Raw genomic sequence first — 25,672 nt, 5'->3', positions numbered from 1 at the left:
AGTGTGCGTGTCAGCGTAATATGTTGCCAGCTTAAAACGAAATTCAAACAGGAGTGACCCATGGGGCCATTGTGGCTTGATCTTGAAGGGTGTGAGCTGGACGCGGAAGAGCGTGAGTTACTACAACACCCAAGCGTTGGTGGCTTGATCCTTTTCGCTCGTAATTACCACGACAGTCGCCAGCTGGCAGCACTGACAGAGTCCGTTCGTAAAGCGGCTAAACGCCCTATTTTGATTGGTGTTGATCAGGAAGGTGGCCGTGTTCAGCGATTTCGCGAGCAGTTCACCATCATTCCACCTGCGCAGTCTTACGCACAGATGGAAGATGGCCTGACTTTGGCGAAGGAAGCTGGCTGGTTGATGGCTGCCGAACTGATGGCCCATGACATTGACCTGAGTTTTGCGCCAGTGTTGGATCGTGGCTTTGACTGCAAAGCGATTGGCAGCCGCGCGTTCGGCGACGACAATGATACGGTAATCCAGTTCTCAACCGCGTTTATGGCTGGTATGAAAGACGCGGGTATGGCCACAACGGGTAAACACTTCCCAGGCCATGGTGCCGTGCTTGCCGATTCACATTTCGAAAGCCCGAAAGATGAGCGTGACAATCTTTTCGAACAGGACATGGCAATATTTACCGCGCAAATCGAAGCAGGCGTATTGGATGCTATGATGCCAGCGCATGTTATCTATCCGCACTATGATGACGTGCCAGCCAGTGGGTCGCCTTACTGGCTGAAGAAAGTGCTTAGGGAACAACTGGGCTTTAAAGGCATTGTGTTCTCTGATGACTTGAGCATGGAAGGGGCGACGGTCATGGGCGGCCCGGCAGAGCGCTGTCAGCAAGCACTGGCTGCTGGCTGCGATATGCTGCTGCTATGCAACAACCGCCAGTCATCAATTGAGGCCTTAGACAACCTGCCAATCATTGACGTACCGCAGGCAGTATCACTCGCGAAGAAGCATCAGTTCTCGGTGCGCGACCTGCAAAGCGCTGAAAAGTGGCAAGACGTGAAAAAGCGCGTGGAACAGCGCCACGCCGAGTGGCAGGAAAAGCAAAGCTAATCAAATCAAATCAGAAGCAGGGCAATCGCCCTGCTTTTTCTTTACTCTAGAGTATCTGTCTCGTCGGGGGATTCATCCGCACAGCACTCTTCACGCAAAAACGATAAAACACCATCGAGTTGCTCGTACTTGGGAACACAGAAAAGGGTGCGTCCTTCACGCCGCTGCTCGATCAGGTTCGCAGACACCAAACTCGACAAATGATGGGAAAGGGTTGAGCCAGGAATGTTCAATTCCTCCTGAACCACACCCACTGCGAGACCAGCATGTCCACCTTTGACCAGTCTCTTGAATATCGCTAACCGGGTTGGGTGTCCCAGTTCTTTCAATGCCTTAGCGACAGTTTCGAGTTCCATAGCGTTTCCTGGATAAAAATAATATTTCGATATTACCAGAAATATCTTGCAGAGGAGAAATCAAAACTCTATATTTCGAATATTCTAGAAATATAGAGAAATTAATGATGACCATGGAGACCCTCCAATCAACGCTGGGCATGTTTGCCTTCCTTGCCGCCGAAATCACAGTGCTGTTCCTGGTGATCAGTTATCTGGTCGGCGTATTGCAGCAATACATACCGCCAGAAAAGATTCGCAGCATTCTGAGCAGCAAAAACGGCAAAGGTTACGTCATGGCTGCGTTTTTAGGCGCCATCACGCCATTTTGTTCGTGCTCGACAATACCTTTCTTAAAAGGTCTGATTCGCGCACAGGCAGGCTTTGGCACCATGATGGTGTTTCTGTTCGCAAGCCCTTTGCTTAACCCTATGATCATTGGTTTGTTTGCAGTGACCTTTGGTTTGGAAGTCACGGCGTACTACTTCGCTTCGGCACTGGTTATTTCGGTGGTGGCGGGTTACCTGCTGGAAAAGTTGGGTTTCGAGAAGTACCTCAAACCATCGACTTATGAAGAACCTGCAAAGAGTTGCTGTGGCACCACGTGTGGTACGAAACCGGTAGAAGAGAATAAGTGGCTGAAGATTTGGCGTGGCGTGTGGAAAGACTTTAAAACGGCGATGCCATACATCTTCATCGGTGTTGGTGTGGGCTCATTGATTTACGGTGCAATTCCTGCGGAATGGATTGCTTCCATTGCCGGTGAAGATAACCCGTTCGCGATACCTTTGGCGGCAGTGATTGGTATTCCGCTATACATCCGTGCAGAGGCTGTGATTCTACTGAGTGCGCCCTTAATGGCAAAAGGCATGGGGGTGGGTACGGTAATGGCGCTGGTTATTGGTAGTGCGGGAGCGAGCCTGACTGAAGTTATCATGCTCAAGTCCATGTTCCGCAACCAGATGATTCTGGCGTTTTTGGCGGTGGTATTGGGGATGGCGATACTGACGGGTTACACCTACCAAATGTTTTTCTGATGGAATCCTAAGATCCTCATTGAGAAAGCCAGCGCTGAGACGCTGGCTTTTTTCATCAATCGAACGGGTAATCCTCTTGAGATGAGCGGCTTGGTTTTGCCTTGCGGCGAGCCTTCTTGTCGCGTTGAGGTCGATCGTCAAATTCGTCATTGAATTTGGAATTAAACTTCTCTTTACGGTTTGTGTCGTTTTTCAGCCACTGTTCCCACTTGGCCATTTTATTTACCCTGTTCGTTTAACAATACTTCGGAATAATTTTCATTGCATCAAAGGGCATTGCGTTTCTTGCTAAGCCTTTGTCTCATCAAATATAGCCGAAGTTATGTGACTTATTGATGAAGTTTCCTTGGCATAACTGTGACACCAATTCCACCCAAGCATAAATCCAGCAGATTGATTAAATAAAACGAAAAAATTCGCTGCCATCAATTAGAAAATTCGATTGTTACGAAAAGAATCTTATCAGTAGGTTATGGTTAATGAAAAAGGAAAGCGATTCTGTTCCTGACTGTGAACTGACATCGTTACAGTGCAGTAAATATGTGAGGTTGAGCCCAATTATTGAGTGGGTTTTTTGTGCGCGAGTGGTGAGCGTTTCTTGGCGGTTGATAAAAGTTTTTCTTAATTTTTGACGTTTTTCACATTGTTACAAAGGCTTACTTTCGGTGGTCTCGACCTAGGGCTACTTCTCGGATAAGTTGCGTGAAAAATTAATCATGAAATTACCGTTAAACTCTCGACAGAATACGAAATCACCGCTATAAACCGCAGTAAGAATTAATTTTCTTAATCGTCAGATCAACAATATTTTGCTTTACACCTTAATGGTTTAATGAAGAATATTGCGCAAATTTGTTAAGGAGCTAAATAATGTTTAGTGGTCAAAAGTTTTTTGATGACAAGCATTTTCCAAAAGGTTTTGCTCGATCAGGCTATTTCACCATCAAAGAAGCACAACTTTTGGAAACCTGTGGACGCACCATGAAAGCACTGTTTGAAGGTGCAATGGTTCCACAAGACGAAGAGCAGCAGAAATTTGTTGATGAAGTTAATGGCCGTCGTGCAGCTGAATCATCATATGCTCTTTGCTGGTTGAAATACCTGAAAGAAATCAACCACAAGCATGTCGTTTACAACTTGTGCTCTACTTCCCGTGGCGGCGCAAGTGAAGACTACTCAGAAGCTGAAGCCGACGAGTAATCTGGTTTTGCATTCAATGAAAAAAAGCGAGCTTTGGGCTCGCTTTTTTGTTACCTGGAATCTGGTATTTTGGTGAGAAATGGCCAGAGAAATAGAACGACCTCTAACGGTTAAGCCAATAAATTTGCCAATGTGTAAGGGTGGCGCGCCAGTCCCAAAGCCTGCGCAGGGGTAATCCCTTCGCTGTTCTGATGGCAGAGGTTGTTCCATGCCCGGAAAATATCCAGTAATGGAAGCAGGCCACCTGGGCGCAACCGGCGTCTTGGCTCATCGATCAGGGAGCGAAAATGCAGGTGAAAGCGATCCTGATAATCTTCCAGTGCAGTTGTCGTTGCTCTTTCCAACCACGCTGCTTCCAGACCTGTTTCTTTCCCTAAGTGACAGATGGCTTTCTCTGCTTGTCCTTTCTGGGTAAATGCCCAGCGGTCACGCCACCAACTCAAGAGCATAATGTCGATGTTATCGGCACTATCATGTTCCATCCAATGCGCATTCTGTACCACGTAGATTGGGTGGCATTGTTTCTCCTGAAGGCGTTCTCTAAACACGCTGATGATCGCTGAACGTAGCAATGGCTCTTGAGGGAGATAAACCGTGAGGTCTTGCCACTCTTCAGTCAACTCTTTCAAACGAAGATACTGCGCATACGCCGCGTACTGGGGTCGAATCAAACAACCTTTTGATGGGTAATCAACATGTATCGGCCGTGTATAGAGGTCCTCCACATTGCTACGTGAAAGGACTTCTTTGTATTTCTCGTTGACCTGATTCAGTAAGCCTTCGGGATTCGCTTCAGAGGAGTCTGTGAAGTGGATAAAATTATCTGGCATCAACCTCGCTTTTTCAGCGTACACATCACCCACTTCATCCGGCTTTTCTTCGTCAGATGAGTAGTTAATGTTTTGCAGTAATACGTAGCCATGCTCTGCATCACCTGTGGTTAGCCACATCACGCCATTGTCGCTGCGTGGCTGCAACGTCGTGAGTGATGAAGCCAACGGATTTTCCTTCGCTAATTGCAGGAATCGAGCATCCACGCTTGCCAGTTTGTTCCGGCAGCGCGCGGCGATTTGTTCAAGGTGATCGTAAAAGGTCTTTGGGTTGATATGCAGCTTTCTGCAAATCTCCCGAACCGGATGTCCGGTGAAGAGCAATCCCAGTAGACGTTGCTGAACATCCAACTTAGGGTTGGCATTCGACCATTTATCCACGAAAGTCGCTTGGCAATGCTTACAACGGTAGCGCTGACGCTCACCACTGTATCCAAACGCATGATAATGCTCACGATGGGTGAGCACAGGCTTACCAAATGCCTCACAGCCTTCGGTATTGCACGCGGCGAGATTACCTGAGTCTTGCTGTTTTAGACGACTCAGTTCTTCAATAACGCCCCTGTTGTTAAGGAGAGGAGGAAAGGCACCACACTCTCGGCACACCAAACCGGGACGAGACGGATCCGAATCTTGAAGCAAATAATACTTCTCATCACTCAATCCAAAGTTTCGACACGCCAATGTTTTACAGAAGTTGAGTTGTAATCCATCTGCCGCCGGCGGTAGCTTCCCTGTAGACACCAGTCCTCCTCGAATTTTCTACGTCGTAAATAAAATATGAAATTCCAGCGCGTTAAATTTCTGCGCTTGGGGTAAAGAATGTGGGAGAGACTATGAAAAGAATCTCGTGACAATTGTCTGATAGGCCATGCCGCCAAGATAGATCCCAACGATACCCATGATTCCAGATATCACTGGTGGGGCAGGGAGAGGCAACTTCACGGCGCTAAAGAAAAAACCAACAATTGCACCAGCAAAAACTGCTAATAAAACTTCGCTCATTAATGTATCCCTCTGTGTTTGCATTGAAAAACAGCAATATTTTTTTAATTTATGTGTCATTACTGTTAATGTTTCTGGCTCCAGTCTAGGGAACCTTCAACACCCTTCAGCAGATCGAGATCACATTCATCACGTTTCTATTTCGGTTTTTGCTTATTGATTACCAAAAGTGTTGAAAAAGAGATTTTTATCACATTATATGTTTATGAGCATCCAACCGGAAATTTGTCTCAGCTTGCGTTTAACTCCTTATTTTCCAACGTAATTCCCTCTTTCTGTCAGTACGTCATACCGGATTTAAGTAAATGATTTCAATGGGATATGCCCCTCGCCTTTGATTTAGGCACAAAACTGACAACGGTTATTTTCCACACTAAAACTATGTGTATATGAAGTCTTGAAGTTGAGACTTTTATCTCTTTAGAAACGGATGATGAGGTGAGGGTGTAATGAAAGGGTTAATAAAATTGGGCTGTATATGCCTGTTTTCTTTCGGTCTTTTGGGATGCAGTGATAGCGACGGTGCAGGATCTGCGACTTCTACCAGTAGTTTACAACTTCCCCAACAGTTGGAGGTCGTGACGAATGAAAATGACTAAAACTGTATGGCTGTTGTCATCGATGGCTTTATCTTCGGGTGTTGCTCATGCTGCTTTCAACGACGCTGGTACAGACTACTCGAATGCGCAGACTAAATCTTACGTATGGAATGAGGCGTTACAACCCATCGAATTGGTGAACAGTATTCTCTGTTTTACGGCACAGTTCAATGTCACGGAGTTTGCCAACGCCGGTCCCTATTTAGTGCTGGCGGATGAAGCCGCTTGTTTTGACTCAGAAGATGATGGGTCGTCAGGGCAGTCATCTGGCGCTGCGAATACACCGTCTTATTTGAAAGCGGTGGCAAACGTCACCCGGGCCTCTGATCTTGATCCCTTGATCGTCAACGTGTGGATCCCTGAAATGGAAGGGGGTGGCGGCAATCAGGCGATAAAATTCCAGGCTGTGATTAGCGAAGGGGCTTCTGATTCTAACCCTTTCGGGCAGTTTACGTTCAATTTTGATTTCTATGACAATTTCACCAACCTCAATCAATTGGGGGGAGGTGAAGTAATCACTTTGGACAGCGAACCTGGTTCGATAGGTTTTACGCTTTATGAGTCCAGCCAGCAGGGTGCCAGCAGCTATACACAAAGTGCCAGTGTGGTCATGAGTAGTGATCGATCGACAGGTGTGGCACTGACCTCTTCTGACCAATCGGGAGCTTATGCTTTGGCGTTTAATAGCGATAACGTTTTGCTGCAAAACGCGTCAGATTTCGACAGCTTGCCCTATAAGTCTGGCAGCAATGCGGGCACTTGTTTGAGCCGAACCCAGTTTGACAACTACGTGCATAGATATGACTTATATAGCGCATCATCAGGTGCTGAAGTCAGTGTAAATGCCGGTTTTCCTATCCTCTATTCAAGTGCTAATAACGGTAACTATGATAGCTACGGATATGTGGGTTACTGGGGCCTTTGGACAGAGGTTGAAGGTGCTGTAACCAATGGCGAAACCGTTGTCAGAAACGACGGCAGTGCTCAAACCGAGTATACCTACGTGAATGCGCCGGGGCGCTTGATCAAAAACGAAGTGAAAACGCTCAGCCTTTCACAGGCCAGAGGCATTCAGTTCGGCTACTGGGATAGCACCGTCTTTAGCGATGGTTCTTTTGACCAGTGGGTGGTGAATTACCTCACAGCTGCACAGGACAGTGTGGGCTCAGACGGTTTTTATAAAACCGGTAAGTTGAGCTGGGGTGAGAACGGTCCTTCTGTGGCGACGATCAGCCCAGTGCAAATTACCCTTAGCACAAATGAATCGCTCTATATGTACTCCGAGCAATTGGGGGGCGAAGTAAAATATCTGGAAGGGAAAACGTCGCTGACCTACTACGAGCAAAGCTTTATTAACGGAAGCGAAACGGGTTCTGGTGAACTGCTGAATGGTGGTTCAGTCACGCTGTACTGCTATGACAACTGTCCGATTGGTACATTGGATAGCGGTGATTTAGTAAATTGGAGTGGTGCCAGCAGCCCGTTTGAAACGACGAGTGGTCCGCACAATTTCACTTTCAGTACCTCTGGTGGTAATGCGTTAACACTGGTGAGTGGGAATAGCTCTGAGCCTGTCCGATACAATGCTTCACTCACACAGAACGATATAGATTCAACGCCACACAGTTGGGGTGTGCGAAGCGGGCCCATGGTTACATCGACGGTAACCAATCCTTATGACATTTATGACTCATCCATTGTGACTGAATTTTATGTCTGGGAAACAGGCATCCAGTCTTGGAATCAGCTTTCGGCAGTACAAGATGGTAATGGAGATGTGGTGAGTTTCGATCGTCCTTTGCAGTTCACTTACACTCACAGCAATGCCAATGATCGCTCTGGCTCCGCGGGCACATACGCGGGACAAACGTTCCTGTTCAACTATGGCGGAAACGGTGACTTTTGGGGAATTCCTTATGAGCAGGATAGCGGCAAGTACACGCCAGCATTTTCTCTCAACGATGGCGTTGCCATGGGAAGTTCCAACCAGTATGTGATCAAAGCGCGAGAGATTGAACAGACCATGCAATCCGCGACTGGGCAGTGTAGTAGCTTGACCTTGGCAGACCCTAGCGTTCCAGTGCCTACACAGGTTTCAGGCTCGGCTGATATCGGCGATATGCCGGTGGTCAAAGGTGACCCTTCTGTGATTGCAGGGGAAACACAATCCTGACAAGCAGGGTCGAATTGAGTGTGAAAACGCCCTCAATGTGAGGGCGTTTTTGATCGTATAGGTATTGCGAATTATTTAATCACAGGGATATCAACTTTCTCACCTAATGACATGGCAAGGTTGTTATCGTAGTAAGCGGCTTCATTAATAAAGTGAGGGTAGGCCTCGTAGTCGCCATCCCAATGCACCTCAGTGCCATCGAACTTGGTGAAGATAGGGTCGCCGTTTCGCAGTGGCGTGAAGTCAGCATCCTGCACATTCTTATGCACCATGCCGATACGTTCGCCCTGCTCGTTTTCAGGCAGCTTCAAGGTTTCCACATAGCGGTATGCCGAAACTGTTTCTGGTAGCGTCGGCACTTCGCCTTTATTAAACAGCTCTACAAAATCGAGAATGTGGGCTGTCATATCGTCCATCCACTCCAACACGTCCTGACGAATAACAGACTGTGGCTGGGGACCCACTTCAATAATGATGCCCTGATCAGCGATGGAACAAAGGAAGTAATGCTCTTCCATTGAACAGTGATCTTCAAACAGAATGACTGCGTTATCCATGCGTTCGGCTACGTAAGCGGCTAGCTGGGTATTGAAGGCATCGTTTTTCAGCAGGATCAGGGTAGGGCCCATATTGCTGGTGGTATTGTGCAGATCAATGATGAGATCGGTTCGAGCGTTGCCTTTCGGTCCCAATTGAAGGTTGATGGCTTTGGCTCTGCTTTGCTCATAATTACCCAGTTCTGGATTCGCAAGATCGGCAGGGATGAACTGGCGGTTCAAATCGCAATCTAAATAACGTTTGTTATCTCGAAAAGCATTTGGGTTGCCGAAAAGGGTTTCAGTTTCAAAGGTGGGGCGGCTGATAAGTGCAGGGCTTTCCTGCCACTTTTTAAGAAGATAAATGCCGCTGAATTCGTTCCCGTGGGTACCGCCGACAATGGCTACCCTATTGAATGTGCTCATCCTTGTCCTCTCCTGATAGACGAAAGCTCAATATATCAGGGAGCTACACAATCCCCAAGAGACAAAGCCCCTTGGGGAATGAATTTTTATTCGCACCAGCGACCAGAGTATGCGGCTGAATAGTCCGGTGTTTCGTCGACGCTGTTATCAGCGGTTGGCTCTAAAGGCCCTGCTACTGTGCGGAAAGGAAGGATTCCCGCCCAAACGGGTAAATCCATATCGGCCAAATCATCATTTACGCCATGACGGCCAATCTTGACTGAAGCTTCAGCGAGTGGCATCACCAAAAGCTCTGTGGCTGTCAGTTCCTTTTCATTACCTGGGCGAGCTTCTTTGCTTCTTCCCGGAGCGATTTGCTCCAGGAACTCATCAAAAGCAGCGGCTTTTTTTGTGTTGTCTTCAACCACCTCAAAACGTCCAAATGCCATTGCACAACGATAATGTGCACTGTGGTGAAAAGCGGAACGCGCTAACACCCAAGCATCCAGAATAGTAAAGGTCACACAGCAATCCGCGCCTTTTTTCAGGTGTTTGAGCATCTTGCTGTTTCTGGCGCCGTGAATGTAAATGTTGTCACCTTCACGCCATGCCAGCATAGGGATCACTGTTGGGCCTCTTTCATCGCTAAAAGCAACGTGCGCGAGTTTGGATTCATCAATAATGCTGTAAAGTGCTTCTTTGTCTTTAACCACTTTGTGAGCAGCTTTTTTTACTGTTGTGCGTTGTGTGTTGCCTAGCGTCATAAACGTCTTCCTTGTTTGTTCATTGCTTCTTCGTCGCTCATTCCTGTAGTGTAGTGACAAATGGCCCCATAAATAGAGCCAGTTTAGATAAGTTAATGGATCCAATATGCAGCCGATCGACATTGGTGATTTGCAACTCGCCAGTGAAAAAAGCTCAAAACAAAGCGCGCTTTATGCCGCGATTCAGGAAAAGATTCTGAACCAGCGTTGGCCTCATCATGGCAGGCTTCCCGCTACCCGTTTTATGGCGCAGGAATTGGGGTTGAGCCGAAATACAGTGACAGCGGTTTACGAGCAGTTGAAAGCAGAAGGGTATTTAGAAAGCCGACGCGGTGCGGGTTACTTCGTGAATGTGTCGACTCCTGAGCAATTTCTTCAGGCAGAAAATGGCCAATCGTCAGTTACGCTATCGCACTCTGATGAGACCGCAGCAGCACCAGAAGCTTTTGATACCCAAAAAAGAAACCGTGCCTTCGCGCCGGGTGTGCCTGACCTTGTCCATTTCCCCTACAAGAAATGGGCGAGAGCGATGCAGCTGCAGTTTCAGCGAAGTTTCATTGCTGGGCAAAATGACATTCAGGGCAGCTTGACGTTCCGAAAAGCACTGAGTGAATACCTTTCTGTCAGCCGCTCTGTTTCCGCGCCCGCGCATCGGATTATTGTCACCTCGGGTGCCCAGCAAGCACTTTACATCGCGTCGAATGCCATTTTGAGGGCCGGTGATAGCGTGATGATGGAGAACCCGGGCTATGTGCAAATGCGGAAGGTGCTTAAGCGAAGCAGAATGAAGATTGAAGAGCTGCCGGTTTTGCCGAGGTCCGGCGCGGATGTTGACAAGATTGAGCAGTTCGAAGGCCAAGCTGTTTACCTGACGCCGAGTAACCAATATCCCATGGGCACCAGCCTGAATACCTCGCAGCGAATGCGCTGCATTGAGTGGGCAAGCCAGAAAGATCGTTGGATCATCGAAGATGATTACGACAGTGAATTCCAGTTTGCCATCCGACCTTATCCTTCGCTTCAGGGACTCGCGACGCAATTACATGGCGACGATGCGCGGGTGATTTATATCGGGACATTCAGTAAGGCATTTCTGCCCTCAGTGCGTGTTGGTTACCTTGTCGTACCGGAAGCTCTGGTGGAGTCATGCTTACAAATTAAGGATGCGATTGGCGGCGATACCCCGATCCATATAGAAGAAGCGTTGGCGGCCTTTATTGCCGAAGGCGATTACCTTAGACATATCCGTAAAATGCGTAGCCTTTATCAGGAGAAACAGAGGCTTTTTGTCGAATTGTTAACCCATGCTTGTGGCGATCAGGTGGAGATACTGAGTCAGGCCGCGGGGTTACATGTGACCTTTAGCTGGAAAGGGGGACCGACAGCAGTAGAGGTCAAATCGGCGTTTGAAGCGGAGGGATATACCATTCGAACGTTGGATTACTATTGCCATCAGGAAGATAAAAGTCATCGGTCAGTAGAGACAGATCGCGCATTAGTGGCAGGCTTCGGTAATAGCTCCCTCTGCGAAATCCGAGAGGGAGTCGTGTTACTTGGCTCTCTGATTAACCGCTGATGCATTGGGAAAACTGGGCGGCTGGGTCGAGATAGAACATCTTTTTCCAACCTTGAGTTTCTGTGCTGAATAGCCAAGGATAAGGAAGCAGTGACATGACGGAATAGTGAAGGTGGGCAGGTTTGTTAATGGCGTTACCCGTGCTGCCGACCGCGCCAATTGTTTCACCCTGGGTAAGCCATCCTGACGTATCTGGAGCGATGTCATCCAAATGTGCATAGTAGTGTAAACGCCATTTTGACCCAAGAATGGCAACCACTTTGCCACCTTTAGCCACTTCGCCGGTATAGAGCACCAAGCCACCTGTCGCAGACATTACCGTCGTTCCAGATTGGGCAAAAATGTCGATGCCTTTATGTACACCAGAGCTTCCCCAAGGCTCAAACCAGAAGGTCTCTGCATTCCAGTCATTGCAGTCCGCGCCTTTGACAGGAATAACGGCATGAACAGGAACAAACAACACTGCACAGATCAAGGTAATGGCAAGCATGGCAGCCAATTTCATATTTTCACTCCGTCGAACGCGTTTCCCTTCATGCTAATGAAACTATCTTATGATGAGAAACTGTCAGCCGGAAGACAGAAGTTACGCAAGGCCGGCAATGGGTGGTTGAATTCCGGAGGTCTTGTTGCTTTTAACGTAAAATCAGTCTGTTGACTAAGCCAAAATTCAGTCTTTTGACTAAGATGATCTCAACAAGGTCAATAAAGGTCTCGCTAAATGTCAGTGAATGAAATTCGCTTTTATGAACCTGACGAGTCATATGGCTTCCTGTCTAATTTCTTTCCAGCATCTATTGTCATTGATGGTGAATACTGGTCATCGACTGAACACGCGTACCACGCCCAAAAGTTTACTGATGTGGCCTTACAGCAGAAAATTTTATCCGCCAAAACGCCGTGTGATGCGTTCAAACTCAGCCGTGAAATGGAGGCTCATGTCCGCAAGGACTGGGCGCTTGTGCGTTACGACATCATGCATTTCGTGGTAATGGAGAAGTTTTTACAACACCCAAATTTGCGTCAACTTTTAACAGAAACTGCACCGGCTATTTTGATTGAAAACTCGCCCTGCGATAGCTATTGGGGAGCAGGGGAAAACGACAAGGGAGAGAACAAAATGGGGCTCATACTTATGTCAGTACGAGCGCAATTTATCCTGTTAAATTCAGAGAATGTGCCTACAAAATAAGAATTAAATGCAATTCCTACCTTTATCGGAAACGTTTCCAAATCGCGCTGCTAGAGTACTTACGAGCGAAAAGAAACAGTTCGGGACGCCCGATGTCTGTCTTTGTGGATTTGAATCTGTATCGAAGAGACGTTGAACCGATCCTAATAACAATAGCTTGGCTCCCCCCGCCTGACTGATTTTCCTCAATACGTGTCGTCACCGTGTGTTTTCATGAATTGCCGTGATTTATCGACGCGCAGCAAATTGGATTGCGAGACAGGGCCTTGCCTCATTTGGGTTAGTGAATGCTGCGTAAGTACGTTCGAAAGCACCGTGACTTTTAAAGATTCCGGTTGGTAAAAGACAGTTGTTGAGTGAAAAATCAGTGCCCTAAACAACAACATCTTTACTGGTATCCGCTGGATCTGTAGCGCCAAAAAGGCAAAAAACACGGATTTCCGTGTTGCTTCCGGAACGGGTGGGTCTCCACTCGTTGATGGCCTGAGGCATGTTCAATACACGGTGTGAATACCCAAAGGGGAGATACATGGTTGATACCGCACCAAGCCTGACCACGAAACGTCAGGACGCACTGCTCATTATTGATGACGATCCAACGTCTCAACGACAACTTAGCCAAATTTTGGAGGACATTACCTCCGTGGTGGCTGCGCCCATGCAAAGCGTGGCAACAGCACTGAATCAAATGCTGACCTCTGTGGTCGTGATGGGCAGCAGTGATGCTGTCGCGATTAACTTGGTCAGGGAAATCCACGCTTTTGCTCCCCGAACGAAAATTCTGGTTATTGTAAACAGCGAAAATGACGGCGATGCCATCCTTGCTCTCAAGGCCGGCGCAACCGATGTGATAGAACGCCCCTTCAGTGATGAGCTGCTTCGCATGATGGTCAAGCGAGCGAGACATACTGCCAAGCTAGAGCATGAAGTCGAGCGTTTGAGGGCGTATGAGCGTCAGCAACAATCTATCCTCGGCGGCAGCCCACCAATGGTACAAACCTTGCGTATGGTTGATCGCGTCGCCAACACTGAAGTGAACACACTGATTTATGGTGAAAGCGGCACGGGTAAGGCACTGCTGGCACGTGCAATTCATGATCGCAGTCCACGAAGCAATGGTCCTTTTATTACTGTCAACTGTGCGTCGATACCCGAAGATCTGCTCGATAGCGAACTTTTTGGTGTAGAGAAAGGTAACTTTGATTCCCGTCAGGTGAAAATAGGCAAAATCGAAGCGGCGAATGGCGGCACACTCTTTCTCGACGAAATTGGGGATATGCCTCCTTCGATTCAAGCCAAAGTTTTGCGCTTTTTGCAGGAGAGAATGGTAGATAGAATCGCCGGCCAGCGAGCCATTGCAGTGGATGTGAAAGTGGTCGCTGCGACGCATCAGGATCTGAATCATCGCTCGGGTGATCGCAAATTCCGCGAAGATCTGATCCACCAACTCGGTGAAGTGACAATTACCATCCCACCACTTCGCGAAAGGGAAGACGACACCCTGTTGTTGGCTAAGACGTTCCTGTTACAGTTCAACCAAACCATGAACCGTAACTTGGTAGGCTTTACGGAAGATGCGGTGGAAGCACTGATGTCTTATTCATGGCCGGGAAATGTCAGAGAGCTTCAAAACAAGGTTCACTCTGCTGTGATCATGGCTGATGGTACTCAAATTACAGCCATGGATCTTGCTTTGACGAAGGAGCACCGCAAAGACAGCGGTTTACCGCTCAATCTTCGTCAGGTGCGTGAAGAAGCTGAACGCCATGCAGTGACAAGAGCGTTGGCACGAGCGGAAGGCAACATGTCTCAAACCGCCAATCTACTCGGTGTGTCACGTCCGACCCTCTATACCCTCATCGAAAAATACTCTCTCCAGCGTTAACGCTGTATGAAGCAATGAAAAGCCCGCTGCGCCCTCGTGGTGCAGCGGTCGTTGCTTTGTATCAATATTGCGACCCGACAAAAAATACCCCTGAATGACCTGCGGGAATAGGTCTTCTGCATATACAGTTAAATTGTCGCTTGCTCTTGATGACGCCTAATGTGATGCAAAGCGACTATACCCAAGCTATCTGCATTATCTCGTGCTCGGATAGATAGTTTGGGTATATGTAGTGGAGTAGTAACGATGAGAATGACCGAGCTAATAGATAATAATCTGGTGCTGAAAGCGGATGTCGAAGTCTGTCTTGCAGAAGGATTCTCGTTGGATGTTTGTAGCTACGAATCTGGCGACCAGATGGTACTTTTCAGCCCTTCCAATGGCGACGTAATGGTCTGCGACAGTGCGACCAGTGTGTTCCTTTCTTTACTTGAAAAAAACCTGCCTCTCGGTGCTGCACTGTCAGCGCTCTCTGTCTGTGAACCTGAATATGCCCGTAACCTGCTGCGAGAGCTAGAGCGTATGGAAATTATCTCTTTGGCGGGGGTTCGCTGGCGTTAACCTCATAGTATTCGAAAGCGTATCTTCAAGTTGATTGGGGGTAACTGGCTGTAATCTCACGGTTAGTGCGGTATGCTGAGGTTTATCTCTGATTGCTTTCGAATGGCCGCACTTGCAATACATCAAAATCACTGACGCTATCCGCGAACAAATTCAAAGTGGCCAGCTTGCTGCTGGCACTAAACTCCCATCAGAAAGAAAGCTGGCAGAAGCATTCAAGACAACCCGTGTGACCTTGAGAGAAGCACTGTCATTGCTGGAAGCGGATGGACTGATTTTCCGCGAAGATCGTCGTGGCTGGTTTATTTCTCAGCGGCCTCTGGTGATCAATCTCTCCAAACCTTATGAGTTCTCATCAGTCGCTTTGTCTCAGGGGAGAAAACCCACTACGGAAGTGCTGTCCTGCGACAGCATGATGGCGAACAAAGAAAGCACTGAGGCACTGTCCCTTCCTCCATTCTCTGACGTATTCCGATTTGAAAGGGTCCATAGCCTGGATGGTAGGCCGGTGATGTATGCAGAACATGTGATTCGTGCAGAACGTGTTCCTAACCTATTGCAGCATGCTTTGGAGGGAAATTTGTCTGAGCTTTATCAAAGCGAGTGGCAACTCAACGCCACGCAGGCAAAGTACCGTATTATATCGACCACTTTTGACCAAGATATCGCTCTCGCTACCCGCTCAACTACGGGTTCTCCGGCAATAAAGATCACCAAAGTGAATGTTGATGAATCGGGCGTGGCACAGGAAGTGATATTTGAGTATTGGCGATGCAGTGCGATTGAGCTGGAAATGGAAGCAGCGTTTACTCTCCGTTAATCCAACTCTTCTTTTCGTCTGTTTTTTCTTTTTGCATCTCCTGTTGGCGTTCGATGCGATTGATTTGTTTTTGCAGGGTGACGCCGTTGAAAGGCTTGACCACAAAGCCGTTGACGCCGTGTTGAATTAGCTCTTTCACCTTATCTTTGTCTTGTTCGCAAGAGACAATCAATACGGGGGTTTTGGCTAGCTTTTCGTTGCCACGTACTTCTTTCAGCAACTCACGGCCATCCATTTTTGGCATATTGAGGTCAGTGATCAGCAAATCGTAAGGTGTTTTTGCAGCATTTGGAAGGCTTGCCAACCGTTGGTGGCTTCCTCCAAATCCAAATACCCGATGCTTCGAAGCAGGTTCAGCATTACATGTCGCATGGAAGTCATGTCGTCGACAACCAGAATTTTCATCGTCAGTCGCTGCCTTTAATCACGAGCCTGACTAAATAATAGTTCACATATTCTTGAATTTGCGACAATCAATGCGTCGGGGTTGTGATGCACCCAAATAACCTGAAGATGATCGTTCAGCGATTGAGTTGAGAAGGCGCGATCGTAGGCGCTGCTGGTACATCTTCTTCGACAGCAACCCTACGTTGAGCCATTTTGTAGAGCGCGCGGTAGCGGATTCTGTGTTCGTGGTGGTTATGTTTGTGTATCACATACGCACGGGAAGCCTGGCCAAGTTTTAGGCGCAAATGGCTGTCGGAACACAGGGTGAGGAGTTGATGCTGAATCAGCGGTTCGCTGTTCGCCACTTGCCAGCGAAGCGGATGTTCCTCATCTGAATTGTCAGTGTCAGAACGATGGGTGATCACCGGGAGACCCATCGACATCGCTTCCAGCAAAGAGACCGGAGTGTGGGTGTCATCATTCAGGCTGATAATAGCATCAATATGGCTATAGAAACGCTCATTGTCTGAAAGATGGCTGTAAAACCGAACGCTCTCCTCGGTGATCTTGAAACTGTCCAAAACGTTACGATAAGCACGAAGGTTTGGACTATTGCCCAGCAACAAGAGCAGGCAATCACGGGCAAATGCCGGTGACTGTTTTCTCGCTGCCATGTATTCATCAAGAAAGGCCAGTACGGTTGATTTGCAGAAACCGGAAACTGGCACACCGACAACAAAACGTTGTGTCGGGATAGGGACGGTGCCAATAAAATGATTAGTGATGTTGGGGTCTATCTCGCGTAGGGGCGGGCAGTAATGACGGTTATCAATACCCGTGCGGATAAGGTGCGCCTTACCTGGCTCCAGTCCTACCTTCTCCTCAAGCCAATTCAGGCTTTCATCTTCAGGTGTAATGACAAAATCGGCCGAGTGAGCGAGTAAACGGTATTTCCAAGGTCGCAGAAGCTCACGCCAAAAACCACAATGGCTGTCATTGTTAATGTGAATATGCAGTTTCACTGGAATATCGAGACGGTGCGCCAACCACTGTATCGGAAACGTCGTGTCGCCATAGGTTTGGCAAATATCCGGTTTGAGCGCAGAGAGCGCTCTATTGCACGTACGAAGGCGGCGGGGCAACGAGCCTTTCAATGCCAATTCCAAACAGCTGACCTGACGCGGCAGTTTGACCGGTTGCACTTTTGACTTCTTCAAAACAACCAACGTGTGCTCATAGTGAGGAAGAGGAAACTGACGGATGTTGGCAAAAACCAGATCATTTTGCGCTGTATCGTTCAGCGAACTGACGATATGGCAAATTTGTCTGGGTGATTTGACAGGCACCATACTGAACCCCTTGCACATGCGGTTTATCGATGCCTAATGTTTGCATAGTTGGGAAATTCTGAGTTTCTGATTTAAGAGACAAAGCGTGAAAAAGCGTCACTAAGACGTGGTGTTATTGAATAAGGTCATGAAATAAAAAGAAAAGGGCAGTGAATGACTGCCCTTGAATCACGATTGACTGACACTACATTATTTCTTCGGTGTACACACTGTAGTGCTTAAGTTCGGCGCGGTTTCTGCCAGCGCGTTTGGCTTTATAGAGGCATTGATCGGCTGATTCAAGCAACTGGTTTGGTTGGGTATCCTGTGTCGGTTTACAGATAATACCGCCGATACTGATAGTAATAATGCCACTGTTCGCACTTCCCTGATGAGGAATGCAAAGGTCACGCACGGTCTGGCAAAGTTCCCATGCGACTTGCTGGGCGAAGTCAAAATCGGTTTTTGGCAACAGCAGGGCGAACTCTTCCCCACCAAACCGTGCCAGCGGCGCAGAATATTCATTCGCCACTTTGTTCATGGCGCGTGCGACGTAACTGAGTACCTTGTCGCCTTGCAGGTGACCGTAAATATCGTTGTAGGCTTTGAAATGGTCAATGTCGATCATCATGATCGTGACGGCGGTGTCATCATCAACGGCATCATACAGAGCGGTGCTGAATAGACGGCTAAATGGGCGTCGGTTCAATAAGCGCGTCAACTCATCGGTTTCTGCTTCCAAGCGCAGTCGTTCGTTAGCCATGATGAGCTCTTCTTGGAGTTCAGTCATTGCCAGATGATCACGCTCTCGAATCGTCAATTCACTCAGCATGGTAGCGAAGCGTTTGAGCAGAAGACTTTTATTCTCGTTCCAGCGTATAGAGCGGTGATTCGTGGTGGCGGCGACCAAACCAAAACTCTTGCGGCCATCCGTCAACGGGAACATCGCAAGGCTATGTACACCCAAATGTTCAAGAAAGTCCCGCTCGGCAATGGCATTTTCATCAAGGTTGTTAATGTCTACAGTGGCGACATTCTGCGCTTCCATCAACCAACGTTTCACTTTGTAGTTGTCGCTAAAATCGATAGACGGTTCATCACTGTCGACAGGATAGGAAGCGCGGTATGAGACTTTTTCCTGGTCGATAGATAGCCAGAACACATGGTCTGACTCGAACAATTTGGCGAGGGTCGGCATACAAATACGAACGTCATGTTCAACGTTGGTTTTGTGGCCTTTCAGCAGACGAAGAGAAAGATCGGCGAGAAGTTTGTTCGCCAGACTTTGCCATTCAAGCTCCTGTGCGCGCACGGTCACTTCTTCTGCCAGCAAGGTTTTGTGTTGCTTTAGCGTCCGTTCTTTCAATTTGTTTTGCACGAAATCGCCGCGGATTCGCATGTACAGCTCTTGGATTGAGCGGGCAACCTGCCCAAGCTCATCTTCGCTTCGGGTCAGCTTTTCTGGAATCGCAAATTTTCTTACTGTATTCAAGTCGATACGATCGACAGTGTCGACCAATGATCGGATTCTGCGGGTGAAGGTTCTGCGAACAATCACAATCAACAGGAAAGCAACCAACAGTGCTTCGAAGAGATAAACGAATGCTGAGGGTGTCGCGCTCTTGAAAGCGTCTTGTTTGATAGCTTCGAAATCCAGATAGATCTCAAGATCACCAATATCTTTTCCCTGATAGAACAAATCCTGCCGCATGAAATGTTCATCAGTTTTATTCATGGAAGCGTTATCAGCCCAATACTGCTGGCCGTCATCACCGACCAGATAGACGTTGCTGACATACGGCATATCCGCCAGTTGCTGCATTTGGCGAACGAGAAGAGTGAGATCATCCTGCTTAAGGGAATAGCCAATTGTGCTGATGGTGCTCTTGATGCGTTTTTCGAGAGACTTTGTCGTCCAGTCAACCGTGTTGCTGTAATTGATGCCAAGTTGAACTGTCACAGACACGAAAGCAAAGATAAGACTGATGCCAAGTACAATGGCGGAAAGCTTGGTCTGTATGCTCTGACGTGATTTATGAAAACTTTTTAGCATTCAAGGCTCTTATCGTTTCGACGGCTCTTAATGAGTAAGACGACATTCTCGAATAGGATGCGTCTTAGCATATATGACACAAAATATGACAACATGTTCAAAGATAGTGAATGAATATGTCATGGTTTTGTTAAACAAAAGCAGGCTGCGAGAACGGTCTTGATAAAAGCGTAAGACGGCACGCATTGTGAGGAAGAGATAAACAGCATTCCACCGTGCTCTTAGAAGTCAATGAGCCCGAATATCAAGTGGATAAGTCTGCTTGTTCTGCTTCTCACTCCCAGACCGACGTTTCATTGGTTTATCAATAAATTTGTCAGTTGTGTGCATTTTACAGGAAAAGTGACTCAAAAATAGCGCAAACAATAGCCTGTTACCGTTATTGAATGCCGTTTGGATATAAATCAGTCAAATGAAAAAGAGATGTAGCACGTAAGTCAAACTCGCATGAGCCATGCGTGTTTAGGTTGTTTGGGTATAGCGGATCGTTTCTGGCGGTTTGTTTCCCTAATCGTGCCTGCTGACACAAACACGGTGGCTCCCCACGTTAGTTTGTTGACCCATATCCAGGCAGGCATCGAGGTAGGTGAACTTTTGATACTCCACGCCGAATATAAAAGCACCAATTATCATCACAACAACGATTATCCATCGGAAAATCTTCAATTTCATGTAAACTGCCCGCCCTTGAAAACGACCTATAAGCGTAGTTTAGGCTGCTCGGTTGTGTTGCGTTATTACTGATATGAACCCAAGGGTTTGCACAGATTCTTAGGTTTTGTGTCAGCATTACCCAGAACAATATTCTGAATAACGGTAAGAGCGCAGCATTAGCGAGTTATTACTTAGACCTGTTTTCAAAAAAAACAAAAATAAAAACAGCAATTTATTTCATTTTTTGCTGTGGCAGCTATGAAATCAGCTTCTATACTCAATCTGTATGTGCTTGATGTGGCAGTGCTAATCAAGTGCAACGGGTTTTCACATGGAATAAGAGAAATCACATTGAAAACGACAAAACGAATCCGCAAGTTTTTCCCATTGGACTTCTATGGTGAAGATAGAGGTTGGCGGTTTGTTATCAGAGCTTACAGTGCGGCTGAAGTTTTCGATGCGCTAATGTGGCGCTCTTACCTTTCTGTCCGCCGTCAGGACTTCAACTTACTGCATTTGGCTATTGAAACGTTCCAATACGTGAACGACTACTCAGAAGGCCGTATTGCGGAAGTTGCCGGATCCCACGGTACGCTGATGCGCGTAAAAATGTTGGGTCCGGTAGTAGAAGTCGGTGCGTTGAACCAAGCCTATCTCGACAAGAAACTGCTGGAAGAAAAGTTTTCATCTGTTGCGTAAAACAGCCTCGAAAAAAGCCGGACGTTTTTGCCCGGCTTTTTTTATGTCTTGTATACCCAAACAACCTGAAGATGCAGGATTCAGCGAGATTGACTGGCGTTGTGATCGCGGCGTTCCTTTGCCGGTGTAGTCACCTCCATCAAAAAGGAACAACAAAGAGCACGGCGTCAGTCACTCGCCCGAAGGGAGGCCCTCAATGCGCCCACTTCATCGTTAAATTCCACGGAAATAGAGCGACTATTTCTCGCGAAATTTGCCTCGAATTGAGCGCATTGATGACCTCTGAATGCGAGCATCTTCAGGTCGTTTGGGTATAATCCAATTTTTCACAAAGACGGCCTAACTGTTATACCGCACATCAGCCGCTCACATAAAAACGTGTTAAATGGTCTGACACCCCCACCTAATCAAATTCACTTCGCATATTTTCACATCTAATTCGTAACGAAATATTTCCATTGGTAACAAAACAACAAGTTTTTAACCTGCTGATCTCTCGCTAAGTGATGGAAATATCGTCAAATTGGACACACTAACCCTCTGATTAATGGCTTATATGTTACAGGTTTGTAATATTTTAATTTTTAGCACTTTAAAACGAAGTGTGTGAAAATAGCCGCAGGTGAGCAAAAATCGCTCAATCTTTTCATTAACCTTGCTTATTGGAGTAGAAATGGCCTTTTTCGCGGTTATTTTTCTTTCAGTTGTTGGTGGCATCCTGGCTGGCGATCACTTCCACTCATACATGGTGGGCTTTTCGTTAGCGACGGTAGCTGTAGGGTGTTGTTACTGGCTAAGCTTCAGACACACTAAGTACCCTCAACTCGCTCTTCTACTGTTGATCTCTGGATTCGCGGTTAAGCTGGGTATCACGGTGTTTGGTGTCATGTGGAGTCTGGAAAGGGAGTTGATTACTTCACCCTTTATCTTTGCATTGTCTTACTTGTTCTTCTCTTTGGTCGCGACATATGGCTACTTCAAATACAGAGAGTTTTGGAACAAGCGTATGGACGCCGTCAAAGCAAAACTGCAGACAACCTAACACGCTAGATTTCGATAAAAGGCAGCTTCGGCTGCCTTTTTCTTTTTTGGGGTAAAAAGTATTTGTCGTCAGGCACCTCAAATATTCGTCCAGTTTCACATATCGTTGATGTAATGAATCACAACTGTTAGTGATGTCTAAACTAGAAGACAGACGATCTTCTTATCAGGCAACATGGCCATGACATTCCGGAAGCTAAACATACTTCTGAGTGCGCTGACTCTCTCGGTCTGCGCCATTTTGGTGTTTCATAATGTTCGTCAGGCTGAGTACTTGAACGAGATGAATGAGTCATGGAATAAGGCGTCAGTACAAAACATTCAGATCGCTCTGGACTTGGCTGAACTGGAAAGGGCATTTGGCTATGTTGGTTTCATTCACCACTTCAAAAACTATGTGATTCGTCGTGAAGATGTTTACTACAGAGATGCCACCGAAAGCTATTGGGAAACCACGGATGCTTTGAAGCGAGTCATGTCTTCGGAATTGCCTGAATATGACCAACAGGATTTGCTGATAGTCCAGGCAACCCTAAACGAATACTTTCGTAATCTAAATGACCTGTACCTTCATCACGCACATCTGCCCGCCGAGGAGGCTGACAGATTGTTCAGGGTAGACGATAGTCAAACCCGTGAAGCGCTGGTGAGGCTGCGTGCAGATCTGATTCCGAGTCCTCTTGAGCAATACAACGAAACGCTGGTCAGTAATCAAACCAATGCTTTTTGGACCCTCGTCAGCAGTACCTACCCTCTGTTTATCATCTTGGCCTTTGCTTTTACGATCTCTTTAGTGAGCAGAAAAGTGTTAATGCGGGCTAAGGAAATCGACACAATTTTCAATGCTTCTCCTGATGCTTTCATCTACTCAGATACCGAAGGGAAAATTCTGAGAGCCAATGTGATGGCGTCGAAAGTATTCGGATACAGCGAATCCGAGTTGAAAGAAATGAAGATTGAAGACCTCGTCGACCCGACCGTCAAAGATCGCCATGTTAAGCTCAGAGAACGATTTATCGCCAACAAAGGCAGTCGTGTGATGGGCGGTAATAATGCCGAGATCAAAGGGCAAACGAAGTCCGGTAGGCTGGTTCCGCTTAATGTCGCCATTTCTTCGTTCGTTTTTGGCCCCCATAAAGGGGTGATTGCCATCGCCCGTGATATGACGGCGCTAAAGCAAATGGAGTTAGACTCGTCGCACGATGCACTGACTACTGTCTATAACCGACGTTATATTGAAGCGAAACTGGATGAGGAAGTGAAGCGAGCAAAGCGCTATGGCCGCGGGCTGTCGGTACTTCTTGTCGATCTGGATAATTTCAAAAGACTGAACGACACTGAGGGCCACAGAGCGGGTGATAGGGGGCTGGTCGTCGCGGCAGAACACCTTCGTCAGCAGTTGAGAAAACACGACTTTGTCGGCCGCTGGGGCGGCGATGAGTTTTTGGTGGTATGCCCAGAAATCAGCCAGGGTGACGCGACAGAAATTGCGGATCGTATACGCAGACGTTTCGAAGAAATCCATTTCCCTTGGGGGTGTGATGTGACCATGAGCATTGGCATCTCGACACTTCAAACCAACTCCGCCAACGTCACCACGCAAAACCTGTTTGATGAAGCTGATAAGGCTTTATACAGCGCCAAAGAGCGCGGAAGAAACCGCGTTGAGCATTTCGCTGATCTCATGCGCCCGAAACGCATTAAATGAAACTCTTCAGCCCCGATTCACCGTTTGGTCCGGTACTGCGACAGACTTACCATCCTCTTTGAAAAACGGCGTCGGTACGTTAGTGCCCTTGATTTTGTTTTTCAGCATAAAACCCATGACCGCGACTAATGACTTCATCGAGAACTTTGGGTGGGGTTTTGTCGGTGGGTTGCCTTTCGCAAAAGTGCCCATGACATAACATTTCACAGGCCCAATCGCTTCTTCTTTTTTCGCATCTTGGATAGCGGCGGTAGGGATGCCGACAAAAGGGTGTTTTCGACTGATAGTGTTGGCAATTGGGGTGTGGCAACAAGCCGTGTAAAAGCGATAAATGCCACCCGGAGTCATTCTGACACAGCGGAGCTGATCGGCCCCTTTGTGGATCACAATGTCTGCGGGTGCTAATTGGAAAATGTCTGTTCCGCCCCATTCATCCAGCCACTTCTCTTCACTGCCGACATGTTTTGCGAAACCTTGGCAGTCATCACAGTAGCAGACCATGTGATTACCAGATTGAGGCGATACGCGTTTTAACGTGCCTTCCAGTTCGCCACATTCGCAGCGTAGAGTGAGATCTGTCATGGAAACCTCTTTTTGCCTTTTCTTTTATTTAAGCATCATCTAACTCATTGTGAGTCTGAGATTTGTTTGAATGGCAGGTGGGCCAGCGCATCCTCGTAGTAACCCTGAATCAATCCGTGCTCGCGTTGCAGGTAGTCATCAATCGCTTGATGGAAGCCTTGGTGACGCAAATGATGAAGAGAATGGGTGATGACTGGCTCAAATCCCCTAAGCAGCTTGTGTTCGCCTTGTGCGCCAGCATCGAAACGGGCTATCTGATTGGCAATGCAATACTCAATACCTTGGTAATAGCACAGCTCAAAGTGAAGGTTTTCAAACTCCGATAGACACCCCCAGTAACGCCCATACAAGGTTTCTTCAGAACGAAAATACAACGAACCAGCAACACGTTCTCCGTCGACCAAAGCAAACACCAATACCAATGCGTCGGGTATTGCCATCATCAGTTGTTCAAAGAAGTCCTGATTCAGGTAGCCCGTATGGCCTGAGCGTTTGAGGTAAGTGCGTTGGTAGAATTGATAGAACCGGCTCAGCTGTTCTGCTGTCACCTCATGTCCTTCAACAACTTCCACTGAAACACCTTGCTCGGCGATGCTTTTGCGCTCTTTACGGATGTTCTTGCGTTTGCGGGAAGTGAGGGCATTCAGAAAGTCATCAAACGTGCTGTAGTCGCGGTTGAACCAGTGGAACTGGACAGCGCGTCGCTCGAGAAAGCCGCCAGCGTGCCGCTCTTCCAGCAAGTTTTTTGGCGGGAAAAGAATGTGAATACCGGAACATTCCAGCTGCTCGGCGAGTGAATGCATAGCCCCCATTAGGTATCGGCGAATTTCTACGTCATCTTCACTCTGTGAAACTAAAAGGCGCGGGCCAGATGCCGGAGTAAACGGCACGGCACAAATAACCTTAGGGTAGTATTCCAAGCCCGCATCTTCGTATGCTTCCGCCCACGACCAGTCAAAGACATACTCTCCATAAGGGTGAGTTTTGAGGTAGCAAGGTGCCGCTCCAATCAGTTCATCGCCGCGGAAAACACCAATATATTGAGCGTACCAGCCGCTTTTCCCACCAATGGTTTGACTGGTTTCAAACGTCTTCAGGAAGGCATAGCGTAGAAAAGGGTAGTCGTCAGCGAGCAGCGCATCCCAGGCTTTTTCACCAAACTCTTCAATGTGGGCGACAACCCGGCATTCCAATGTCATGGATTCTCTAACTTCCTTTAAGTGATGGAATAAATAGT

The 25,672-nt window shown here is 47.4% G+C and carries 25 protein-coding genes; 12 read left to right on the top strand and 13 right to left on the bottom strand.

What is annotated here, in order from left to right:
• The first annotated feature begins 60 nt into the window (after positions 1-60).
• Positions 61-1,065, top strand: a complete 1,005-nt coding sequence (gene nagZ, locus G5S52_RS20165) for a beta-N-acetylhexosaminidase (RefSeq protein WP_165017949.1) — start codon at positions 61-63, stop codon at positions 1,063-1,065.
• A 41-nt stretch (positions 1,066-1,106) separates the two neighbouring features.
• On the opposite strand, the gene G5S52_RS20160 is transcribed toward nagZ, so the two are convergent.
• Positions 1,107-1,421, bottom strand: a complete 315-nt coding sequence (locus G5S52_RS20160; protein ID WP_165017944.1) for an ArsR/SmtB family transcription factor — start codon at positions 1,419-1,421, stop codon at positions 1,107-1,109.
• A 104-nt stretch (positions 1,422-1,525) separates the two neighbouring features.
• On the opposite strand from G5S52_RS20160, the gene G5S52_RS20155 reads away from it, so the two are divergent.
• Positions 1,526-2,437 (top strand): permease, encoded by a 912-nt coding sequence (locus G5S52_RS20155; protein WP_205744003.1) that lies wholly within the window; start codon positions 1,526-1,528, stop codon positions 2,435-2,437.
• 55 nt (positions 2,438-2,492) lie between these two features.
• Here G5S52_RS20155 and G5S52_RS20150 read toward each other — a convergent pair whose 3' ends face one another.
• The gene (locus G5S52_RS20150) at positions 2,493-2,654 is read right to left on the bottom strand and encodes a hypothetical protein (protein ID WP_002538360.1); all 162 of its coding nucleotides are present in this window, start codon (positions 2,652-2,654) and stop codon (positions 2,493-2,495) included.
• A 653-nt stretch (positions 2,655-3,307) separates the two neighbouring features.
• Between G5S52_RS20150 and G5S52_RS20145 the strand changes: the two genes are divergently transcribed.
• The gene (locus tag G5S52_RS20145) at positions 3,308-3,637 is read left to right on the top strand and encodes a MaoP family protein (RefSeq protein ID WP_165017942.1); all 330 of its coding nucleotides are present in this window, start codon (positions 3,308-3,310) and stop codon (positions 3,635-3,637) included.
• Positions 3,638-3,747: 110 nt separating this feature from the next.
• Here G5S52_RS20145 and G5S52_RS20140 read toward each other — a convergent pair whose 3' ends face one another.
• Entirely contained in the window at positions 3,748-5,211 is a 1,464-nt protein-coding gene (locus G5S52_RS20140) for an IS1 family transposase (RefSeq protein ID WP_165017939.1), read from the bottom strand.
• Between the two features lie 90 nt (positions 5,212-5,301).
• A complete protein-coding gene (locus G5S52_RS20135) occupies positions 5,302-5,472 on the bottom strand; it encodes a XapX domain-containing protein (RefSeq protein WP_002538364.1) in 171 nt (56 codons plus the stop codon).
• 585 nt (positions 5,473-6,057) lie between these two features.
• On the opposite strand from G5S52_RS20135, the gene G5S52_RS20130 reads away from it, so the two are divergent.
• Positions 6,058-8,244: a hypothetical protein gene (locus G5S52_RS20130; RefSeq protein WP_165017936.1), complete on the top strand. Its 2,187-nt coding sequence runs from the start codon at positions 6,058-6,060 to the stop codon at positions 8,242-8,244.
• A gap of 71 nt (positions 8,245-8,315) precedes the next feature.
• Here G5S52_RS20130 and G5S52_RS20125 read toward each other — a convergent pair whose 3' ends face one another.
• Both G5S52_RS20125 and G5S52_RS20120 read right to left on the bottom strand, forming a co-directional pair.
• Positions 8,316-9,206 carry an aspartoacylase gene (locus tag G5S52_RS20125; protein ID WP_165017933.1) on the bottom strand — a complete coding sequence of 297 codons (891 nt, stop codon included), beginning with the start codon at positions 9,204-9,206 and terminating at the stop codon, positions 8,316-8,318.
• Between the two features lie 86 nt (positions 9,207-9,292).
• Positions 9,293-9,949, bottom strand: coding sequence for a pyridoxamine 5'-phosphate oxidase family protein (locus G5S52_RS20120; RefSeq protein ID WP_165017930.1), 657 nt, complete (start codon positions 9,947-9,949; stop codon positions 9,293-9,295).
• A 106-nt stretch (positions 9,950-10,055) separates the two neighbouring features.
• Here G5S52_RS20120 and pdxR point away from each other — a divergent pair, with 106 nt between their 5' ends.
• Positions 10,056-11,525, top strand: coding sequence for a MocR-like pyridoxine biosynthesis transcription factor PdxR (gene pdxR / locus G5S52_RS20115; RefSeq protein ID WP_165017927.1), 1,470 nt, complete (start codon positions 10,056-10,058; stop codon positions 11,523-11,525).
• Here the strand turns inward: pdxR and G5S52_RS20110 are convergent.
• Complete coding sequence (locus G5S52_RS20110) at positions 11,515-12,030, bottom strand: M23 family metallopeptidase (protein ID WP_165017924.1); 516 nt, start codon at positions 12,028-12,030, stop codon at positions 11,515-11,517. The genes pdxR and G5S52_RS20110 overlap by 11 nt on opposite strands.
• Before the next feature lie 216 nt (positions 12,031-12,246).
• Here G5S52_RS20110 and ybiA point away from each other — a divergent pair, with 216 nt between their 5' ends.
• From ybiA to G5S52_RS20090, 4 genes are all read left to right on the top strand, one after another.
• Entirely contained in the window at positions 12,247-12,717 is a 471-nt protein-coding gene (gene ybiA, locus G5S52_RS20105) for a riboflavin biosynthesis intermediates N-glycosidase (RefSeq protein ID WP_165017921.1), read from the top strand.
• A 529-nt stretch (positions 12,718-13,246) separates the two neighbouring features.
• Positions 13,247-14,602, top strand: a complete 1,356-nt coding sequence (locus G5S52_RS20100; RefSeq protein WP_165017918.1) for a sigma 54-interacting transcriptional regulator — start codon at positions 13,247-13,249, stop codon at positions 14,600-14,602.
• Positions 14,603-14,848: 246 nt separating this feature from the next.
• Positions 14,849-15,163: a hypothetical protein gene (locus G5S52_RS20095; protein ID WP_046304257.1), complete on the top strand. Its 315-nt coding sequence runs from the start codon at positions 14,849-14,851 to the stop codon at positions 15,161-15,163.
• Positions 15,164-15,275: 112 nt separating this feature from the next.
• On the top strand, positions 15,276-15,983 hold the full coding sequence (locus tag G5S52_RS20090) for a UTRA domain-containing protein (protein WP_165017915.1): 708 nt from the start codon (positions 15,276-15,278) through the stop codon (positions 15,981-15,983).
• Here G5S52_RS20090 and G5S52_RS20085 read toward each other — a convergent pair.
• The 4 genes from G5S52_RS20085 to G5S52_RS20075 all read right to left on the bottom strand — a co-directional run bounded on the left by G5S52_RS20085 (position 15,970) and on the right by G5S52_RS20075 (position 19,751).
• Positions 15,970-16,287 carry a response regulator gene (locus G5S52_RS20085; RefSeq protein WP_235956424.1) on the bottom strand — a complete coding sequence of 106 codons (318 nt, stop codon included), beginning with the start codon at positions 16,285-16,287 and terminating at the stop codon, positions 15,970-15,972. The two genes, G5S52_RS20090 and G5S52_RS20085, sit on opposite strands and share 14 nt — an antisense overlap.
• Entirely contained in the window at positions 16,242-16,388 is a 147-nt protein-coding gene (locus G5S52_RS24065; protein ID WP_235956422.1) for a response regulator, read from the bottom strand. The genes G5S52_RS20085 and G5S52_RS24065 overlap by 46 nt, the downstream gene beginning before the upstream one ends.
• A 116-nt stretch (positions 16,389-16,504) precedes the next feature.
• The gene (locus tag G5S52_RS20080; protein ID WP_235956420.1) at positions 16,505-17,719 is read right to left on the bottom strand and encodes a glycosyltransferase family 4 protein; all 1,215 of its coding nucleotides are present in this window, start codon (positions 17,717-17,719) and stop codon (positions 16,505-16,507) included.
• A gap of 184 nt (positions 17,720-17,903) precedes the next feature.
• On the bottom strand, positions 17,904-19,751 hold the full coding sequence (locus G5S52_RS20075) for a diguanylate cyclase domain-containing protein (protein WP_165017909.1): 1,848 nt from the start codon (positions 19,749-19,751) through the stop codon (positions 17,904-17,906).
• Positions 19,752-20,756: 1,005 nt separating this feature from the next.
• On the opposite strand from G5S52_RS20075, the gene G5S52_RS20070 reads away from it, so the two are divergent.
• The 3 genes from G5S52_RS20070 to G5S52_RS20060 all read left to right on the top strand — a co-directional run bounded on the left by G5S52_RS20070 (position 20,757) and on the right by G5S52_RS20060 (position 23,853).
• Positions 20,757-21,104, top strand: a complete 348-nt coding sequence (locus tag G5S52_RS20070) for a hypothetical protein (protein ID WP_039849896.1) — start codon at positions 20,757-20,759, stop codon at positions 21,102-21,104.
• Positions 21,105-21,777: 673 nt separating this feature from the next.
• Positions 21,778-22,146: an NADH:ubiquinone oxidoreductase gene (locus G5S52_RS20065; RefSeq protein WP_165017906.1), complete on the top strand. Its 369-nt coding sequence runs from the start codon at positions 21,778-21,780 to the stop codon at positions 22,144-22,146.
• Positions 22,147-22,326: 180 nt separating this feature from the next.
• Positions 22,327-23,853, top strand: a complete 1,527-nt coding sequence (locus G5S52_RS20060; protein ID WP_165017903.1) for a GGDEF domain-containing protein — start codon at positions 22,327-22,329, stop codon at positions 23,851-23,853.
• A 6-nt stretch (positions 23,854-23,859) separates the two neighbouring features.
• Here the strand turns inward: G5S52_RS20060 and G5S52_RS20055 are convergent, their stop codons facing one another.
• Complete coding sequence (locus G5S52_RS20055) at positions 23,860-24,435, bottom strand: DUF6151 family protein (RefSeq protein ID WP_165017900.1); 576 nt, start codon at positions 24,433-24,435, stop codon at positions 23,860-23,862.
• Between the two features lie 44 nt (positions 24,436-24,479).
• Positions 24,480-25,634: a GNAT family N-acetyltransferase gene (locus G5S52_RS20050; RefSeq protein ID WP_165017897.1), complete on the bottom strand. Its 1,155-nt coding sequence runs from the start codon at positions 25,632-25,634 to the stop codon at positions 24,480-24,482.
• Positions 25,635-25,672: the final 38 nt, after the last annotated feature.

Origin of the sequence: Grimontia sedimenti (assembly GCF_011045095.1) — a bacterium.
Taxonomy (GTDB): domain Bacteria; phylum Pseudomonadota; class Gammaproteobacteria; order Enterobacterales; family Vibrionaceae; genus Enterovibrio; species Enterovibrio sedimenti.
This window is presented reverse-complemented; position numbering and strand designations above follow the sequence as displayed.

What these genes read in the sequence shown, in the direction of transcription:
- G5S52_RS20145 (WP_165017942.1), top strand. Translation starts at nt 3,308, where the DNA reads ATGTTTAGTGGTCAAAAGTTTTTTGATGACAAGCATTTTCCAAAAGGT.
- G5S52_RS20130 (WP_165017936.1), top strand. Translation starts at nt 6,058, where the DNA reads ATGAAAATGACTAAAACTGTATGGCTGTTGTCATCGATGGCTTTATCT.
- G5S52_RS20075 (WP_165017909.1), bottom strand. Translation starts at nt 19,751, where the DNA reads ATGCTAAAAAGTTTTCATAAATCACGTCAGAGCATACAGACCAAGCTT.
- G5S52_RS20150 (WP_002538360.1), bottom strand. Translation starts at nt 2,654, where the DNA reads ATGGCCAAGTGGGAACAGTGGCTGAAAAACGACACAAACCGTAAAGAG.
- G5S52_RS20095 (WP_046304257.1), top strand. Translation starts at nt 14,849, where the DNA reads ATGAGAATGACCGAGCTAATAGATAATAATCTGGTGCTGAAAGCGGAT.
- G5S52_RS20155 (WP_205744003.1), top strand. Translation starts at nt 1,526, where the DNA reads ATGATGACCATGGAGACCCTCCAATCAACGCTGGGCATGTTTGCCTTC.
- G5S52_RS20060 (WP_165017903.1), top strand. Translation starts at nt 22,327, where the DNA reads ATGACATTCCGGAAGCTAAACATACTTCTGAGTGCGCTGACTCTCTCG.
- G5S52_RS20055 (WP_165017900.1), bottom strand. Translation starts at nt 24,435, where the DNA reads ATGACAGATCTCACTCTACGCTGCGAATGTGGCGAACTGGAAGGCACG.
- G5S52_RS20120 (WP_165017930.1), bottom strand. Translation starts at nt 9,949, where the DNA reads ATGACGCTAGGCAACACACAACGCACAACAGTAAAAAAAGCTGCTCAC.
- G5S52_RS20080 (WP_235956420.1), bottom strand. Translation starts at nt 17,719, where the DNA reads ATGGTGCCTGTCAAATCACCCAGACAAATTTGCCATATCGTCAGTTCG.
- G5S52_RS20110 (WP_165017924.1), bottom strand. Translation starts at nt 12,030, where the DNA reads ATGAAATTGGCTGCCATGCTTGCCATTACCTTGATCTGTGCAGTGTTG.
- G5S52_RS20135 (WP_002538364.1), bottom strand. Translation starts at nt 5,472, where the DNA reads ATGAGCGAAGTTTTATTAGCAGTTTTTGCTGGTGCAATTGTTGGTTTT.
- pdxR (WP_165017927.1), top strand. Translation starts at nt 10,056, where the DNA reads ATGCAGCCGATCGACATTGGTGATTTGCAACTCGCCAGTGAAAAAAGC.
- G5S52_RS20125 (WP_165017933.1), bottom strand. Translation starts at nt 9,206, where the DNA reads ATGAGCACATTCAATAGGGTAGCCATTGTCGGCGGTACCCACGGGAAC.
- G5S52_RS20160 (WP_165017944.1), bottom strand. Translation starts at nt 1,421, where the DNA reads ATGGAACTCGAAACTGTCGCTAAGGCATTGAAAGAACTGGGACACCCA.
- ybiA (WP_165017921.1), top strand. Translation starts at nt 12,247, where the DNA reads ATGTCAGTGAATGAAATTCGCTTTTATGAACCTGACGAGTCATATGGC.
- G5S52_RS20065 (WP_165017906.1), top strand. Translation starts at nt 21,778, where the DNA reads ATGGCCTTTTTCGCGGTTATTTTTCTTTCAGTTGTTGGTGGCATCCTG.
- nagZ (WP_165017949.1), top strand. Translation starts at nt 61, where the DNA reads ATGGGGCCATTGTGGCTTGATCTTGAAGGGTGTGAGCTGGACGCGGAA.
- G5S52_RS20100 (WP_165017918.1), top strand. Translation starts at nt 13,247, where the DNA reads ATGGTTGATACCGCACCAAGCCTGACCACGAAACGTCAGGACGCACTG.
- G5S52_RS24065 (WP_235956422.1), bottom strand. Translation starts at nt 16,388, where the DNA reads ATGAAAATTCTGGTTGTCGACGACATGACTTCCATGCGACATGTAATG.
- G5S52_RS20050 (WP_165017897.1), bottom strand. Translation starts at nt 25,634, where the DNA reads ATGACATTGGAATGCCGGGTTGTCGCCCACATTGAAGAGTTTGGTGAA.